This window comes from Paraburkholderia solitsugae (assembly GCF_013177695.1).
Taxonomy (GTDB): Bacteria; Pseudomonadota; Gammaproteobacteria; order Burkholderiales; family Burkholderiaceae; genus Paraburkholderia; species Paraburkholderia solitsugae.
Genome location: NZ_WOEY01000015.1, coordinates 68,217 through 83,912 on the forward strand (window position 1 = coordinate 68,217; position 15,696 = coordinate 83,912).

At 60.3% G+C, this 15,696-nt stretch carries 16 protein-coding genes and 1 pseudogene; 16 read left to right on the forward strand and 1 reads right to left on the reverse strand.

Annotation, left to right across the window (positions count from 1 at the left end; all coding sequences use genetic code 11):
• Nucleotides 1-50 precede the first annotated feature (50 nt).
• Nucleotides 51-320: a M20/M25/M40 family metallo-hydrolase gene (locus tag GNZ12_RS44115; protein WP_328805943.1), complete on the forward strand. Its 270-nt coding sequence runs from the start codon at nt 51-53 to the stop codon at nt 318-320.
• Here GNZ12_RS44115 and GNZ12_RS03365 read toward each other — a convergent pair.
• Nucleotides 296-1,501 (reverse strand): annotated as a pseudogene (locus GNZ12_RS03365) (chorismate-binding protein); the annotation flags it as partial. The gene GNZ12_RS44115 and the pseudogene GNZ12_RS03365 overlap by 25 nt on opposite strands.
• A gap of 368 nt (nt 1,502-1,869) precedes the next feature.
• Here GNZ12_RS03365 and GNZ12_RS03370 point away from each other — a divergent pair.
• The 15 genes from GNZ12_RS03370 (at nt 1,870) to GNZ12_RS03440 (ending at nt 15,695) form a co-directional block, all read left to right on the forward strand.
• Entirely contained in the window at nt 1,870-2,388 is a 519-nt protein-coding gene (locus tag GNZ12_RS03370) for a hypothetical protein (RefSeq protein ID WP_172308995.1), read from the forward strand.
• 489 nt (nt 2,389-2,877) lie between these two features.
• Nucleotides 2,878-4,020 carry a porin gene (locus tag GNZ12_RS03375; protein WP_172308996.1) on the forward strand — a complete coding sequence of 381 codons (1,143 nt, stop codon included), beginning with the start codon at nt 2,878-2,880 and terminating at the stop codon, nt 4,018-4,020.
• An 85-nt stretch (nt 4,021-4,105) separates the two neighbouring features.
• The gene (locus tag GNZ12_RS03380; protein WP_172308997.1) at nt 4,106-5,134 is read left to right on the forward strand and encodes an NAD(P)H-dependent flavin oxidoreductase; all 1,029 of its coding nucleotides are present in this window, start codon (nt 4,106-4,108) and stop codon (nt 5,132-5,134) included.
• 13 nt (nt 5,135-5,147) lie between these two features.
• The gene (locus GNZ12_RS03385; RefSeq protein ID WP_172308998.1) at nt 5,148-5,543 is read left to right on the forward strand and encodes a group II truncated hemoglobin; all 396 of its coding nucleotides are present in this window, start codon (nt 5,148-5,150) and stop codon (nt 5,541-5,543) included.
• Between the two features lie 463 nt (nt 5,544-6,006).
• The gene (locus GNZ12_RS03390) at nt 6,007-6,336 is read left to right on the forward strand and encodes a hypothetical protein (protein ID WP_172308999.1); all 330 of its coding nucleotides are present in this window, start codon (nt 6,007-6,009) and stop codon (nt 6,334-6,336) included.
• 53 nt (nt 6,337-6,389) lie between these two features.
• Complete coding sequence (locus GNZ12_RS03395; protein ID WP_172309000.1) at nt 6,390-6,770, forward strand: hypothetical protein; 381 nt, start codon at nt 6,390-6,392, stop codon at nt 6,768-6,770.
• 4 nt (nt 6,771-6,774) lie between these two features.
• Nucleotides 6,775-6,915: a hypothetical protein gene (locus tag GNZ12_RS03400; RefSeq protein ID WP_172309001.1), complete on the forward strand. Its 141-nt coding sequence runs from the start codon at nt 6,775-6,777 to the stop codon at nt 6,913-6,915.
• Nucleotides 6,916-6,951: 36 nt separating this feature from the next.
• Entirely contained in the window at nt 6,952-8,346 is a 1,395-nt protein-coding gene (locus GNZ12_RS03405; protein ID WP_172309002.1) for an APC family permease, read from the forward strand.
• A gap of 62 nt (nt 8,347-8,408) precedes the next feature.
• Nucleotides 8,409-9,086, forward strand: a complete 678-nt coding sequence (locus tag GNZ12_RS03410; RefSeq protein WP_172309003.1) for a hypothetical protein — start codon at nt 8,409-8,411, stop codon at nt 9,084-9,086.
• Nucleotides 9,073-9,432, forward strand: a complete 360-nt coding sequence (locus GNZ12_RS03415; RefSeq protein ID WP_235993574.1) for a hypothetical protein — start codon at nt 9,073-9,075, stop codon at nt 9,430-9,432. Before GNZ12_RS03410 ends, GNZ12_RS03415 begins: the two co-directional genes overlap by 14 nt.
• Before the next feature lie 150 nt (nt 9,433-9,582).
• Complete coding sequence (gene purU, locus GNZ12_RS03420) at nt 9,583-10,443, forward strand: formyltetrahydrofolate deformylase (protein ID WP_172309004.1); 861 nt, start codon at nt 9,583-9,585, stop codon at nt 10,441-10,443.
• Nucleotides 10,444-10,524: 81 nt separating this feature from the next.
• The gene (locus tag GNZ12_RS03425) at nt 10,525-11,766 is read left to right on the forward strand and encodes an FAD-dependent oxidoreductase (protein WP_172309005.1); all 1,242 of its coding nucleotides are present in this window, start codon (nt 10,525-10,527) and stop codon (nt 11,764-11,766) included.
• A 15-nt stretch (nt 11,767-11,781) separates the two neighbouring features.
• Entirely contained in the window at nt 11,782-12,039 is a 258-nt protein-coding gene (locus tag GNZ12_RS03430; RefSeq protein ID WP_172309006.1) for a sarcosine oxidase subunit delta, read from the forward strand.
• Nucleotides 12,040-15,009, forward strand: a complete 2,970-nt coding sequence (locus tag GNZ12_RS03435) for a glycine cleavage T C-terminal barrel domain-containing protein (protein ID WP_172309007.1) — start codon at nt 12,040-12,042, stop codon at nt 15,007-15,009.
• Nucleotides 15,006-15,695, forward strand: coding sequence for a hypothetical protein (locus tag GNZ12_RS03440; RefSeq protein ID WP_172309008.1), 690 nt, complete (start codon nt 15,006-15,008; stop codon nt 15,693-15,695). The genes GNZ12_RS03435 and GNZ12_RS03440 overlap by 4 nt, the downstream gene beginning before the upstream one ends.
• Nucleotide 15,696: the final 1 nt, after the last annotated feature.

Consider the following 15,696-nt stretch of genomic DNA (forward strand, 5'->3'; position numbering starts at 1 on the left):
CCGAACTGGACGCCCTTCCTATTACCGAATCGGCAAGCTGTCGTCCGCACATCTCTTTGCTACCGGGAACCATGCACGCCTGTGGACATGATGGCCATATGGCGATGGTCGTGGGCGCGGAAAAGTTGTTGAAACAGCGCGAGGACCTGAACGGAACGGGCCGCCTTATTTTTCAACCCGACGAGGAAGCGGGCAAGGGGGCACAAGCGATGATCGATGACGGACTGCTCGAGCGGTTTCCGCTTACCCAAGCCATTGGCTCGGTTTCAGTCAGGAAGCTCGCCTTGAGCAACGTCTCTGCGTGTTCATCTTTGGCGTGACTATCGAGTACGATTCCACCGCCGACGCCTAAGCGCCCTCTGCGCGTGTTCGATGGACTTGGGGCTGAGACCGTGACCGTGCGAATTGCTACCGAAAGACAGAAATCTCCACAGGCGGACACAACCCTATCTTCATCTGATAGAGGGGGAGCTTCTAACCAGCCGATTGCCCCGGTGTATATTCCGCGCGGCGTGTTCTCGAGCTTCTTGATCAACTGCATGCTCATGTGCTTCGGGGCGCCAGTGATCGAACCACAAGGAAACAGCGCGCGCAAGATATCGGCGAAAGAGCAGTCGCGGCGGATGGTCGCTTCGACCGTGGAGGTCATCTGCCATACGGATGGGTATTCCTCGATCGTGAATAACTCTGGTGTCCGGACTGTACCAATCTCGGCGATGCGCGAAAGATCATTCCGCAGGAGGTCGACGATCATTACGTTCTCTGCCCGGTTCTTCGGGTCAGTGGAGAGAAAATGGGCTGCCCCACGATCGACATCCAGATCTGACGACCGGGGTGCAGTTCCCTTCATCGGGCGACAGCGCACAAGCGGTCCACCCTTGCTGGCGAAGAGTTCGGGCGAACAGGAGAGCACCCATTCTCCTGTCGGCAAGGAGATCAACGCACCGTAGCGCACGGGTTGACGCGAGCGGAGGCGACGATACAGACCAATAGGATGACCGATGATGTCGAATTCAAGCCGATAGGTAAAATTGATCTGGTAGGCGTCGCCAGCGTGGAGTGATTCGTGTATGGAATGGATCGCATCGGCAAACTCGGGAGCGCTGACCGACGGCGTGATACCGGTCACGCTTGCCAGCGATGGCGTGGCGGCTCCTCCATCCTTCTGGCAAAGCCATCGGTCCACCTGGTCTTTACATAACCGGGTGCATTGCTCGAATACAAGGAACCGTGCTTTCCCTTCGTGCGCACCTTGCAGTTGCAGTTGAGCACCAAACTCGTAGTCGGCGACAACAATCGCATGCAGGCCGCGGCGAATTTCATCCTCAACCTCAGCGACAACCTTGTCTATTTGATTACAGCCGGTACAAACGATTTCCCGCACGTAGCCGGTATATAGACGGCTATATGGCTTCTCAGCGGTGGCTTCGCAGTCGTCAAGTAGTACGAATGTGTCGAAGTTGTCCGAAATGCCGCACCTTATACTATCTCGTTCCATCATTCCTTGCGGTTTTACAAAAACGGATTCGCATGCACGAAAGCTCGACTGCCCGTGCTCCGCACAATTGCGAAGGCCAACGGAAAGTGTGTGTGCTTGACATTCAACCTTAGCGGCGACTCCAGTGCAATACCTCACGTTAGGTATTGTTGGAAGTCAATACTGCCGCTGGTACAGTCGGTCGACCGGGAATTCGAATGACTCGCTGGCATGGCCACTTCCGGTGGGCCACCCCAGCGATACTTTTTCAGTCTAACGTTCGGCCTATCCGATGGTGTGCGATCGACTTTGGAGAGTTACGGTTTAGATGCGATGTGACGATGGCGAGCGAACCGATCCGGGCAGAAAAACTAACGGTCAGAGGATGCCGAATGAGCATTGATCACGATTGCGGAGATCACGTCCCTCATACGATTGAATATTCGAAGGAAACCAAAGCAAGTGTTCTTGCCGCATATCACGACGAGATTTGGGGGGAGACAGTATTCCTGAAGCTGGCAGAGCACGGGCCGTTTGCGGGAGAGCGCGAGAAGCTGATGGTGCTTGCGCGTCTCGAAAGCGAGACGCGAGCCAGGCTAAAGACGTTGCTTGCTCGATGGGGGATGTCCACGGACGAACCGGATCGCAAGCGGCAAGAGGGTATTGAGCGCGCTGAGGCGTACTGCGTTATGAGCTGGCTGGAATTCGTAGTGGCCTTTGCAAGGGAGTTGCCTCCGTACGTGGCGCGATACCGCCTCCTGGCGGAAAACGCGACGGACTCCGATAAAGCTGTGCTTCACTGGCTCTACGAGCACGAACGTGTGTTATTGGAGTTTTTCAGGTGTGAGAGCAGCGGTGACGGCCCCCGGTCTCTGGCGCAAGTTATGGCTCTGATGGACGCGACCTCATAGCGATGTGGTCGATGAACATCCGGGTGTGAAAAAAGACAACAAAAAAGGCGACATGAAGCGCGCCATGAAGGGGTAGAAGAAGGACTACCCCCTCCGCAACAAAGGGGTACTCGCTGACGTAGGGAAGAGGTAGGCGCAGCTCAATGCACGACTGCGCACGAAGCCCGGCGACTACGTCAAATGGCCGCCAGGCCTCGAACCACCACGCCTTCCCAAAACGCGTACGCATTTTCTTCCGTTGTCGCATCTCGATGCGATCACTCTATGCTTCATCGTAATTGTCGAGTCAGGGGCTTGTAGCGCCCGGCCATCTCTCTTGCCCATGCATTTCTCGCGTGTGACGCTGATGTCGTCCTGTTTGGCCAGTGTGAGACGGCTGCTTCATTAAGGCCGCTCTAGCCACACAGTATCCGACGGGTTGCGCGTGGCAGCGCGCAAAACTCGCTATCTATCCGGCAAGACTCCAGCAAGGCAAGAGAGAACCTGACAATGAAAAGACTGAATGCCGTAGCACTGTCTGGCGTAGCGCTCGCGTTCGCGAGCGCCCCCGTGACCAGCCAGGCCCAAAGCAGCGTGACGCTGTACGGGATCATCGACGCCGGTATCACCTACGTGAACAATACTGGCGGCTCGCACGTCGTCAAGTTCGACGACGGCGTGTCCTACGGCAATCGCTGGGGCATCAAGGGCACCGAAGATCTCGGCGGCGGTTTGTCCGCGGTGTTCACGCTCGAAAACGGATTCCACCTGGGTAACGGTACGCTCGGCTTCAACGGTGCGGAGTTCGGTCGTCAGGCCTATGTCGGGCTGGCGAATTCGTGGGGCACCTTGTCGTTCGGCAATCAGCTCGATATGACCGAGGAAATGGTGTTCTCGTACAACATCTCGGCATGGGGTAGTGGCTACGCGATTCACCAGGGCGATTTCGACCGCTTCAATGGCGACCGTTTGCCCAATTCTGTGAAGTTCCTTTCGAATGAGTTTGGCGGCTTCATGTTCGGCGGCATGTATTCATTCGGCAATCAGGCGGGCAATTTCCATCAGAACAGCGCCTACAGCGTGGGCGCGCACTATGCGCACGGCGCGTTCACGATGGGCGCTGCCTATACACAGTTGAACAATCCGTTCGGCATCTACGCGTTCGATCCGTACGCGATGATAGGCACGAGCATGTTCCTCGGCCGGCCGACGACCAGCGTCGATCCGGCGACGGGCGCAATCACCGATCTCTATTCGAGCACCTCGTTCCCGGTGGACAAGCAGGGCACCTTCGGTGTGGGTGCGAGCTACGCGATCGGCACGGTCACGCTGAACGGTAACTACACGTACACGACGATCAAGGCATTCGGCAATTCATCGCACATGCAAGTGGGAGAGGGTGGCGCGATCTGGCAGGTGACACCGGCGTTCAGCGCGATCGGCGGCTATCAGTACACGTCGTTCGAAGGCCATCACTGGAACCAGGGCACGCTGGGGCTGCATTATCTGCTGTCTAAGCGTACCGACGTGTATGTGTCAGGGGACTACCTGAAGGCGTCGAGCGGTGTGAACGCGGTGATCGGCTACAGCTTCACACCGTCCACGACAACGACTCAGGCCGATGTGCGCGTGGGGATGCGGCATTCGTTCTGAAGGGGATTATCATCGAGGGTCGATGCGACGCGGCTGATGTGCCTCGCGCAGAAGATACCCTTCTACTTGCAACAAGGCGGTTGCCATGACTACAAACGCTGCCCCGTTTGCTACTGAACTGACCTTGGCGCTGGGTTGCCGGCATCCAATTATCTCGGCTGGGATGGGCGGGCCAGCACGCGCCGAACTTGCTGCGGCCGTTTCGAAAGCGGGTGGGTTTGGCCTGCTCGGCATGGTTCGCGAACCGCCCGAATTGATCGAACGCGAAATCGCCGCGGTGCGGGCCGTGACGGATCGGCCGTTCGGCGTCAATCTCATCCCATCCGCGACAGAATCCGGGCTCTTTGCTGCAGAGCTTGACGCGTGCCTCGCAGCACGCGTGCCGGCGCTGTGCTTTTTCTGGGACGTGGTACCCGAAGCGATACGGCGAGCCAAGGACGCCGGGGCGATTGTGCTGTATCAGGTTGGCTCCGTTGAAGACGCGCTCGCCGCCGCGAAGGCCGGCGCGGATGTCATCATCGCTCAGGGTATCGAGGCCGGCGGCCACGTCCGCGGACGTACCGGCGTTCTGACGTTGCTACCGGAGGTCGTGCGGCATGTCAGCGTCCCGGTGGTGGCATCGGGCGGGTTTGCGACCGGAGGAGGGTTGATTGCTGCCCTCGCCCTTGGCGCCTCGGGCATTCATTGCGGCACCCTTTTTCTGGCCACGCATGAGTCGTTTGCGCATGCTTATCACAAGCAGCGCATTCTCGATGCCCGGACTGGAGACACGGTGTACACCGACCTCTTCGCGATCAACTGGCCGCCGCATTCTCCTGTCCGTGTACTGGCAAATAGCGTGACTCAGGAAGCGGCGGAGCATTTGTTCGGCAATCATCCAGACATGCTGCCGCGCGAAGTGATTGCGCATGACGATGGACGGCCCATCTACAAGTTCAGCACCGATTCGCCACTGCGCAGCACGGTGGGCGACCTCGAGAAGATGGCGCTCTTTGCTGGAGAGTCAGCCGCGCTCGTGAACGCGGGCACGTCGGCGGCCGAGGTGATCGAACGTCTCGTGGGTGAGGCGCTTGAGGCGTCAAACCGGCTCAGGCTGGCAATGCAACCTGTGTAGGGGCACCGGCACAATGGAAGCGCAACGTCCAACTGTTTATCAGATGATCGGCGGCGAGCAGGCGCTTGAACGGCTCGTCGAAAAATTTTACGACATCATCGAAACGGATCCAGACGGAGCGATCGTTCACGCTCTTCATCTCAAAGGGTTCGGAATAAACCACGTCCGCCTGGCGCAGTTTGAATTTCTGTCGGGCTTCTTTGGCGGCCCCCAGTACTACGCGGAGCGGATGGGACATGCAAACCTGCGGGCCATGCATGAACACTTACAGATGGGCTTCACTGAAATCAAAGCATGGCTGATATGCATGGAGAAGGCCATCAACGCGCTTGAATTTGACTCCGACGTAAAAGCAAAACTGATGCAGCATTTCACCCGATCAGCGGAGTCGCTCAAAAGCAGATCCTAGCGCGTGCCGAACGCGGCATACCGATTGCTCCCGCATTGACCACCGCCAGGCAGCGCGAGAATGCTTCGCGTGCCAGATGATGTAAGCGCCGCTCTCCGACGCTGTCGTTTACCCAGGGTGCAGTGACAATTTCGTTGTGGCGTCAGCGGCTGGAATGCGGCTTCATGTTGCTCTGCGGCATAGTCTTGTGCGCTTATTACAGGCTGCACGCCGCGATGCCGGTCGCCCTTGGCGGCCCGCAACTTACCGTGCTGCATCAACGGGCTTCGTTCGAGCCGATCCGTGTCTACCCACTCAAAGCATATTGACAATAGGGTAGCCTGACACGCTAAATACCACGGAGAAACTTTGTTGCCGAAAGGGAATCTATCAACGTCATTGCGAAGTCGCCTGTCAGCTTGTCTGTCTACCCGAACTACCCACACCGCCGGCGTATGCCGACACGACCGAGGAGGGTTTGAAGATGGAACACACAATGCAAAAGCGCATCAATCGAATGTTTGCCCGGGATCGCCTGATGGCATGTATCGCCTTGCTGCTGCTATGGGTCACGCTCGGTTACGTTTATATCGCGGTGACTGCTTTCGCGACCGATCCGGCGGTGCGTATCGCGCTTTCGATCGGTGTGACAGGCGTGCTGGTGTTCAATACGGCTTCGATTCTGGCAATGGTCCGGCATTACAAGGACGACAAGAATCACATCTACGGTCTCGACATTCGCCACCTCGATGAAAATCGGGCGCGCAAGGCCAAACTCGTTGCAGTCGACGATGAGGTGCTCGTGCAGCCCTGAGGTGAAGCATCTCTGCAGTGCCCCCCAAGCACCCATCGAAGAGGAAGCGCCCCATGGCAGCCGAATACGTCCCCCCCGTTCAGAAAGGCTTCGGCCAGTTGGTCGACAGTCTGTTTCTGCTTGTCCTCGTGTATTGCAGCTTACTCGCACCGCTCCTTCTGAAAGCGCCGGAAAAACAGGTAGACGCAACGGCTGCGAAGACCCAGGTGTCCTGGCAAGAGCTTGGCCAGAACCCGACGATGCAGGCGCAGTGGAAAAAGCTCGGCTACGACCGCGAGCAGGCCGCGCCGATCATCACCAGCAAGTTCGACTATGAGATCGAGCCGGTCTCGCTGATCGTGACGGTGCTCGTCATTGCCGGCTATTTCGGCTTCGTCCTGTTGGTGTCCGACAGGCAATACCGGCAGGTCATTGCTGAAAAATTTTCGGAGTGAACTGATGAATTTCTGGCAACTGTTGAGTCGTGCCGCCTGGGGCCTGTCGATCCTGCTGTTCCTATGGATTCTGATCGATGCGCTCAAGGTCCGTCGCCAATATGACGACGACTTCCTGATGAGTTCGACCGAAGGAAACGAATAGCAGCGCCATTGCGCTCAACCCGTTCAGGAGCAGCTCATGAGTGACACCGCGGTGACAGGACAGCCAGGCGAGCGGATCGCCTTGCTGAAAGTGCTAGGGCCGATTCACGTATGGGCGCTCGGCGTCGGGATCGTGCTGGTAGGTGAATTCATGGGATGGAATTTCTCCGTCGCCAAAGGAGGTGCGTATGGGTCGCTGATCGCGTGCTGGATCATCGGCCTGCTCTATACCTGCGTGGCGATGATCGATTCCGAAGTCACCTCGACGGTTGCTGCGGCGGGCGGCCAGTACACGCAGGCGAAACATATCATCGGACCGCTGATGGCGTTCAACGTCGGCTTGTATCTCGTCATGGCCTACACCATGCTCGAGGCGGCCGACGCGCTGGTGGTCGGTGACCTGATCAAGGCCGTTGCGGCCGATTCGGGTTTCCCGGGGCTGGATTCGCGGCCGTTCGCGCTCGTGACCATTGCGTTTCTGGCGTGGCTTAATTACCGCGGTGTTTTTGTCACGCTAACGGTCAATTTCGTGATCACGGCGGTCGCATTCGTCGCCATCGTGGTGCTATTTTTTGGCGTGCAGCCCTGGAACCCCGGGCATACGCTGCTGCATCACGAATTGCTGACGCAATTGCCTTACGGGTGGCTGGGGGTGGTCGCTGCCTTGCAGTTCGGCATGTGGTACTACCTCGGCATCGAAGGCACATGTCAGGCCGCGGAGGAAGTGCGCTCGGCCGGCCGCTCGATTCCGCTTGGCACGATGTGCGGGATGATTACGCTGTTGGTCGCCGCTGCGATGACCTGGTACATTGCGAGCGGGCTGATGCCGTGGGAATACCTTGGACAGGCGGTGACACCGCTTTACGATGCTGCGCGACTGTCCGGCAGTAAGGGTTTGCAAACGCTGCTGTTCGTCGGCACGCTGTTCTCCGCCGTCGCGTCGGCCAATGGCTGCATCAACGATGCATCCCGCGCATGGTTCTCGATGTCGCGCGATCGCTACATGCCGATGTGGTTCGGCGCTGTGCATCCACGCTATCGCACGCCATACCGCGCGATTATCTTCCTTGTACCGATTGCGATTTCGTTCGCGTTCACCGGCTTGCTCGACCAGGTGATCACGTTTTCGATCCTGTCAGGCCTGCTCGGCTACACGTTCATGTCGATCAATATCGTCAAGTTCCGCCGGCAGTGGCCAATTGGCAGCATCAACCGCGGCTATGTTCATCCGTTTCACCCGATTCCAGCGATTGTGCTGCTAGTGCTGTGCGTAGCGACCTATTTCGCGACGTATCTGGGCTATGGCGCATCGTTGCTGTCGATCATGGCGTTCTACATCGTCGCTTCCATCTGGTTCGCGTTGCATCGCTACAAATACGTCAAACGTGGCGATCAATTCACGATGGATTGGCCCCGGCCGAAAAATTACTGATAGCGGCACGGCGCCGCTGCGAGTATGGATGGCGTGGCGCCGCGCGAACGGAGTGTCACACCATGCATCTCGCCGGCACCGGATTGGTCGCGCTGTTCGTCATCGCACTCGGATTCATCTACTGGCGCGACCGCAACGCGCTGAAAGCACGCCGCTTCAAGCTATTTGAAGCGTGTCTCGCCCTGTTCGACCATCATCGGCTGACCCAGGATGCCGTGAATTTCCCGGTACTCACGGGCTCGTACGGCGGGTTCGATGTCCGCATCGAACCACTGGCCGATCACGTGGTCTTTCGCAAGATTCCTTCGTTGTGGCTGCTTGTCACCGTCAAGCACGCGTTGCCGATGGACGGCACATTCGACCTGCTTGCACGCGCACAGAACGTCGAGTTTTACTCGCCATCGGACAGTCTCCAGGTGCGCATAGCCACGCCGGACGCATGGCCCCGACATACGACGCTCAAAGCCGACCGTCCCGCCGCTGAGTTACCCATGAACGTACTGGATCCGCATGTCAGGACGCTCTTTGCCGACCCCCGGTCGAAGGAGCTGGTCGTCACGCGACGTGGCGTAAGAATTGTCTATCAGGCACATAGCGGGAATCGCAGCGAATACCTGGTGATGCGCTCCGCTGCGTTTCGCGAAGCGCACGTGCCGGCGGCGCTGCTCAGGTCGCTGCTCGATCAGGCCGTGGCCGTGTGCGTCGATCTCGCTGGCGGAGGTGCTCATGCGCGCGGGTAAGTCCATGCCACCTTCCGCGCGCCATGATGGGCCGAAGTCAGAACAGAACGCATCGGCGCCGCGCCTGCGCCGCCCCCTGCATCCCTACCTTGTGCTGGCCGCCGCCGTGATCCTGCCGGGCGGCGGGCAGGTGCTCAACCGGATGCCCACGCGCGGGCTGATCATGATTTTCTTCATGCTCTCCCTTGGGATCGTCACGATGGAACTCGCCGCGCCGGGACGATCGTTTATCGGCCGGCACGCCGGTGGGTTCTTCGTCTATGCGATTGCCGTTATGGATGCCTACATGACCGCGCGCTATCGGTGGGCGCTGTTCAGGCAGCGTCTGTCCGCGCCCTCGCTTTAGCGGACGCCGCTGCCCGAGGCGGCCCCTATCTCCAAAGTGGTACTTACAAGGTGTTTCTTGGTGGGAAATTAAGTTTATCTGTATTGACTTGTGGTTTTGTCATGGTTACTCTGAATAAACATTTATTCCTATTGAGAACTGGACGCCAACATGCCAGCACCTCGTCGCCTTACGCTGACTCTGTCGTGCCCTGACCGGATTGGCATCGTTGCCGCGGTCAGTACATTTCTCGCCGAACATCATGGCTGGATCATCGAGGCGACACACCACGCCGACGAGATCGAGAAGCGCTTCTTCATGCGCCATGAGATCGCGACCGATTCACTGCCGTTCAGCGTCGACGCGTTCCGCGAACGGTTTGCGCGCATCGGGCATGAGTTCTCGATGGATTGGAAAGTCACCGACCATTCGGTGAAGAAGCGCGTGGTCATTCTGGTGTCGAAGCTCGAACACTGCCTGTACGACCTGCTTGCACGGTGGAAAGCGGGTGAGCTCGACATCGACATCCCCTGCGTGATCTCGAATCACGACACGTGGCGCAGCTTCGTTGAATGGCACGGCATTCCGTTTCATCACGTGCCGGTCACGCCTGACAACAAGCAGCAGGCCTACGACGAAGTGCAGCGGCTTTTCGAGGACGCACGCGCCGACACCATGGTGCTCGCCCGCTACATGCAGGTGTTGTCGCCAAAGCTTTGCTCGGCCTACCCGGGTCGCATCATCAACATCCATCATTCGTTCCTGCCGAGCTTCGTCGGTGCCAAGCCGTATCACCAGGCGTATGGGCGCGGCGTGAAGCTGACGGGCGCGACCTGCCACTACGTGACGGAAGACCTCGACGAGGGGCCGATCATCGAACAGGACACGATCCGCGTACGTCATTCAGACCGTCCTGACGATCTGGTGCGCCTGGGCCGCGATATCGAGAAGGCCGTATTGGCACGGGGCTTGCGTTATCACCTCGAAGACCGCGTGCTGATTCACGGCAACAAGACGGTGGTGCTTCGGTAGTCGGTGAGCAGTCAACCCTGATCAGGATCGTCCCGGCTTCGCGCTGCAACGAGCAGCGAGGGGCCGCACAAGGAGCAAGCTATGCCGTGGCGTCTCGCGCGTTTCGCACTGTCGAAGAAACATCCCGAACCGAGGATGTTCACGCAGCATGACACTTTGCGTCGTTCTTATGACGTTGTGATTATTGGTGCCGGCGGCCACGGTCTGGCGTCAGCCTACTACCTCGCCCGCGAACACGGCATCACGAATGTCGCCGTGCTGGAAAAGGGCTATATCGGCGGTGGCAACACCGGCCGCAACACGACCATCATCCGCTCAAATTACCTGACACCGGAAGGCGTGCAGTTCTACGACGCGTCCGTGAAGCTGTGGCAGGACCTGGCGCAGGATTTCGACCTCAACCTGTTTTACTCGACGCGCGGCCACTACACGCTCGCCCACACGGATTCGGCGATGCGCACGATGCGCTGGCGTGCTGAAGTCAACAAGCACTACGGCGTCGAATCCGAAGTGGTCGGCCCGAAGGACGTGAAGCTATCCGCGCCGATGATCGACCTGTCGTGCGGCGGTGTCGCGCCGATTCTCGGCGCGCTATACCACGCGCCCGGTTCGGTCGCGCGGCACGACGCGGTGGCGTGGGGCTACGGCCGTGGCGCCGATCAGCGCGGCGTCGAGATCCATCAGCAGACGGAAGTTCTCGGCATCGACGTGGTGGGCGGCAAGGTGAAAGGCGTGAAGACTTCGCGCGGCTACATCTCGACCAACAAGGTGCTGTGCGCGGTGGCGGGTTCCACGCCGCGCATGACGGACATGGTCGGACTGCGCACGCCGATCTACATTCACCCGCTACAGGCAATGGTGAGCGAGCCGCTCAAGCCATGGCTCGATCCGATTCTCGTCTCCGGCAGCCTGCACGTCTACATCAGTCAGTCGGCGCGCGGCGAACTCGTGATGGGCGCCTCGCTCGATCCGTATGAACTGCATTCGACGCGCTCGACACTCGACTTCGTCGAAGGGCTAACGTCGCACATGCTCGAAATGTTCCCGTTCCTGTCGCAGGTGAAAGTAATGCGCCAGTGGGCCGGCATGGCCGACATGACGCCTGACTTCGCACCCGTGATGGGCAAGACGCCAGTCGAGGGTTTCTACCTCGATTCCGGCTGGGGCACCTGGGGTTTCAAGGCCACGCCGATCTGCGGCAAGACCATGTCGCACACGGTGGTGAACGACACGAACCATCCGCTGATTACTGGCTTCACGCTCGACCGCTTCCGTCAATTCTCATTGACGGGCGAGAAGGGCGCGGCGTCGGTTGGCCATTGATCGGGAGCGACGGCAATGAAGATCATGACCTGTCCTGTCAACGGCGCACGACCCGTGTCCGAGTTCACCTACTGGGGCGAAATACGCGAGATTCCCGACCCGGCGGCAGCCACCGACGACGAATGGGCGGACTACGTGTTCTGTCGCAACGGCGCAGCGGCGCTCAAAAACGAATGGTGGTGCCATACGCCGAGCAATACGTGGTTTATCGCCGAACGTGACACTGCGAAGGATCGTGTCGTCCGAACCTATCTGAGTGGCGAGGGGGCATAAATGCGTTTGGCAAAACACGCAGGCGAATGGATCGACCGCAATACGACGCTCGATTTTTCGTACGAAGGCAAGCGATACAAGGGCTTCGCTGGCGACACGATCACGAGTGCGCTGTGGGCATCGGAGGTGTCGGTACTCGGGCGCAGTTTCAAATATCACCGGCCGCGCGGTGTGCTGTCGCTCGCCAATCACGATGTCAACGTGATGCTGCAGGACGGTGAGCGTATCAACGTGCGGGCTGACGTCACGGAAGTCATTGCGGGCGCCAACTGGCATTCAGTCAATACGGTCGGCGGCGTGGCCGGTGATCGTGCCCGCTGGATCGGCAAGCTCGCGCCGTTCCTGCCGGTCGGTTTCTACTACAAGGCGTTCTATAGCAAGCGCTGGTTTCCACGCTGGGAGCGCATGTTCCGCAACATGACCGGGTTGGGTAAGGTCGAGTTCGACGCGCCGCACATTCGCACACCGAAGCGTTATGGATTTTGCGACGTACTGGTAATCGGCGCGGGACCGTCCGGTTTGTCCGCTGCGTTGGCGGCGGCGAAACGTGGCGCGGATGTCGTGATCGTCGACGAAAACGCCCGCTTGGGTGGCAGCGGCACGTATCAAATCGGTGGCGACGAGGCGCGCTTTCAGGCAGTGCGCGAGCTCGACGATGCGGTGCGCGCTCATCCGCGCATTCGCGTGATGACCGGCACGTTGGCCGCCGCTTACTACGCCGATCATTGGGTCCCGCTCGTCGATGCCACGCGCATCACGAAGATGCGCGCCAAGGCGGTCGTGGTGGCGAGCGGCGCGTTCGAGCAACCGGCGGTGTTTCACAACAACGATTTGCCCGGCGTGATGCTGGCCTCCGCCGCGCAGCGGCTGGCCTATCGCTATTCGGTGCGGCCAGGCGAGCGCGCGGTCGTGCTAACGGCCAACGCAGATGGCTACCGCGCCGCGCTCGACATGCTGGCGCGCGGTATCGCGGTCGCGGCCGTGGTCGATCTGCGTGCATCGCATCGCTTTGGAGAACTCGCACGCGAACTGGAAGCGCGCGGTGTCGAAGTGATGACGTCCAGCTGCGTGATCGAAGCGGTACCGAATGTAGCAGGCGACCGGCTTGTGGCCGTACGGGTCGGCGCGGTGCCGCCAGTCGGTACGGAGGCCGTCGCCGTGCAGACGCGAGAGATCAGGTGCGACACGTTGCTGATGAGCGTCGGCTGGGCGCCCGCGGCCAACCTGCTGTATCAGGCCGGCACGAGCATGCGCTACGAGAAGCCGGTCGAGCAATTCGTTCCTGACCGGCTACCGGAAGGTGTATTCGCATGCGGCCGTGTGAACGGCGTGTTCAGCTTCGATAGCAAACTGCAGGACGGCCGCCGTGCAGGTGAGCTCGCCGCGATACACAGCGGTCACGCCGCGAGCGCGGCCAGCTTCGGTGAATACGCGGTCATTGTCCCGGCGGAGCCGGAATCGCCGTCGCATGCATGGCCGATCGTCCCGCACGCGGCAGGCAAGAACTTCGTCGATTTCGATGAAGACCTGCAGTTGAAAGACTTCGCCAACGCCGTGCAGGAAGGCTTCGACAACATCGAACTGCTCAAGCGCTTTTCGACCAACGGCATGGGTCCGAGTCAGGGCAAGCATTCGAACATGAATGGCTTGCGCATCCTCGCGCAACTGACCGGTAAGGAACCACAGCAGGTCGGCACGACCACGGCGCGCCCGTTCTTCCATCCGGTGCCGATGTCCTGGCTGGCCGGACGCGGCTTCAATCCCGAGCGGCGCACGCCGTTGCACGCGCAACATGACAAGCTCGGCGCGCAGTGGATGCCTGCGGGCGTCTGGCAGCGTCCCGAGTACTACGCGGTGGCGGGCAAGGATCGCGCGACGTGTATCCAGGAGGAAGTGCAGACGGTGCGCAACGGCGTCGGCATCATCGACGTCGGCACGCTCGGCAAGCTCGAGGTGCGCGGACCGCAGGCGGCGGAGTTCCTCGAACGCGTCTATGTGTCCAAGTATGCAGGGCTGAAGCCCGGCATGACGCGCTACGCGCTGATGTGCGACGAATCGGGCGTGGTGATCGACGACGGCGTGATCGCGCGCCTCTCCGACGATCATTTCTACTTCACCACCACGACGTCGGGGGCTGCGGCGATCTATCGCGAGCTGTCGCGTCTGAACACGATCTGGGGCCTCGACTGCGGCATCGTCAACGTGACGGGCGGCTATGCGGCTGTCAATCTGGCGGGCAGCCACGCGCGGGCCGTGCTGGAAAAGCTGGTCGATCTCGATCTGTCGTCCGAAGCGTTTCCGTATCTCGGCATTCGGGTGACCGGTATCGCGCTCGGCACGCATCGTGTCCCTGCGCGGCTGATGCGGGTCGGCTTCGTCGGCGAATGGGGTTATGAAATTCACATTCCCGCCGAATACGGCGAGGCGTTGTGGACGACGCTTGTCGAAGCGGGTGCCGAATACGGTATCCGTGCGTTCGGTGTCGAAGCGCAGCGACTGCTGCGGCTCGAAAAAGGCCATGTGATTGTCAGCCAGGATACCGATGGCCTCACCACGCCCCGCGATGCCGGCATGGAATGGGCCGTCAAGATGGACAAGCCGTTTTTTGTGGGCCAGCGCAGCCTGCAGATCATTGACAAACAGTCCGCGCAACAGCGGCTTGTCGGCTTCGCACTGGATGACGGCGTGAAGAATGCGAGCTTGCGCGAGTGTCATCTCTTGATCGACAACGGAGAAATTGCCGGGCGCGTGACGAGCGTCGCGTGGAGTCCGACGGTGCAGAAGACGATCGGTCTTGCGTTTGTGCGCCCCGCGCTGACCGCAGCCGGCACCCGCATCACGTTTCGCGTGAGCGACGGCAGCATGGTGTCCGCCACCGTGGTGCCGACACCGTTCTACGACCCAGAGAACCTGCGGCAAAAAGAGGCCGCGCCGTCGAAGACCGTTGCACCGAAGAAGGAGGCCGCATGAACCCGTCGAACGCAGCCACGGCGTTGCGCTCCAGTCCTGCGCGCGATGCGCAGCAGGCAGCCCACGCGCAGTGGACCGTGCTGGAGAACATGCAGGTCGTCGAGCGCTTTGGCGCCGGCGACGCCGCGCTCGCCAGGACGCTCGGCATCGCAGACGTGTCGTATCTGCATCGCACCGGCTTCAAAGGGCAGGGCGTGGCGGCATGGCTCGCCGAGCAGGGCGTACCTGTGCCCGAGGCGCCCAATACGTGGCAGCCGATCGCGCAAGGCGGTTTCATCGCGCGTCTTGGCATGACCGAATACCTGATCGAGGATGGCCTCACCAGCCGGACCTCGGCGAAGCTGGCCCATCGCGAGCCGGCGTTGCGTGTCTACCCGGTGCTGCGCCAGGACCTGGCGCTGGCCCTCTGCGGGGAGGCCCTGCACGAGTTGCTGTTGCAGACCTGCAATGTCAACTTTCGCGCGTTGGACCTGGAGGCGAGACCCGTCGTGCTCACGTCGATGGCGGGTGTCGCCGTCACGGTGCTGCCGGGCGAGCGGCTGGGCCGGCCGTACTACCGTCTATGGGCCGACGGCACGTACGGCACGTACTTGTGGGAGACCCTCGTCGGCATCGCTGCCGAGTTGGGCGGCGGGCCGGTCGGTCTCGCCACGATCACCGAAATCGACCAGGCAGCATCCCGGTAGG